Source organism: Porphyromonas uenonis 60-3 (assembly GCF_000174775.1).
GTDB lineage: Bacteria > Bacteroidota > Bacteroidia > Bacteroidales > Porphyromonadaceae > Porphyromonas > Porphyromonas uenonis_A.
This window is the reverse complement of the sequence record NZ_ACLR01000207.1, coordinates 1-985: the sequence shown is the minus strand read 5'-3', so window position 1 is coordinate 985 and position 985 is coordinate 1. Positions and strand designations below refer to the sequence as shown.

At 53.7% G+C, this 985-nt stretch carries 2 protein-coding genes; both read right to left on the bottom strand.

Translation table 11 applies throughout. From position 1 onward, the window contains the following. Positions 1-126: 126 nt before the first annotated feature. On the bottom strand, positions 127-492 hold the full coding sequence (locus PORUE0001_RS10645) for a hypothetical protein (RefSeq protein ID WP_157750204.1): 366 nt from the start codon (positions 490-492) through the stop codon (positions 127-129). Between the two features lie 133 nt (positions 493-625). Further along, the coding region (locus PORUE0001_RS08090; protein ID WP_007365960.1) for a transposase at positions 626-985 on the bottom strand (360 nt) is incomplete at its 5' end.

Genomic DNA, 985 nt, shown 5'->3' with positions numbered 1-985 from the left:
GAAGTCAAGCTTCATTCTGGAGTGCCATAGGGGCTTCCTTCCTGAACTGTGATGCAAAGGTACAACTTTTTCTGAATACTGCAAGCACTTGGGGCAACTTTTTTCGCAATCCGCTGATTTCCTCCTTTAAGAGGTTTGCGGGGTACATGGGAGCACGAGCGATATCGTACATAGATAGAGCGCGTTGCGATGGAAACCGTAGGAATGCACAGGAGTCTCTAGCGAGAGGGCGTCCGTTGTGTCAAAGCGAGACGAGTAACGGTTGTAGGGACGCACGGTCGTGCGTCCGTCTCCGTCAAAGCGAGACGAGTAACGGTCGTAGGGACGCACGGTCGTGCGTCCGTTGTAGTACAGCGAGACGTGTAACGGTTGTAGGGACGCACGGTCGTGCGTCCGTTGTGTCAAGGCGAGACGTGTAACGGTTGTAGGGACGCACGGTCGTGCGTCCGTTGTGTCAAGGCGAGACGTGTAACGGTTGCTTTCTAAGTTCAAATGCAAGTAAAAAGCGAAGTTTTTTCGTCTTGGATGCTCGGTCGACTTCTCTTCGGGAACCCGCTCGTCGGGGTGGGGGCTCCCACCCCTTGCCGCGGGGGCGCTCCCGGAGCGGAGATTTTCCTTCCTTGGACTAGGCTCGTAGAGCTCTCTTCGCCTCGTGGTCTAGCTCGAAGTCGCAGTCGTGCGCAACCAGCGAGAAGAGGATGTGGAGGAGCTTATTGTTGACGTTGTTGAGGATGACCCCGTAGGGCTTGCCTTGGGCTTTCATGCGTTGGTAGTACTGTTTAAATGTTGGGTTATGAGTTATGGCACTTCGGGCTGCTTGGGTCAAGATTCCTTTTAGCCGTCGGTTACTGTAGCCTCCTGTGTTGGATTTGTGAAAGACTGAGCTCCCAGAGCTCTCGTAGAAGGGCGCTATACCGCAGTAGCTAGCCATTTTCTTGGCACTCCAACCCTTGAAATTGTCGGTAAAAACGATCAGCATGACCGA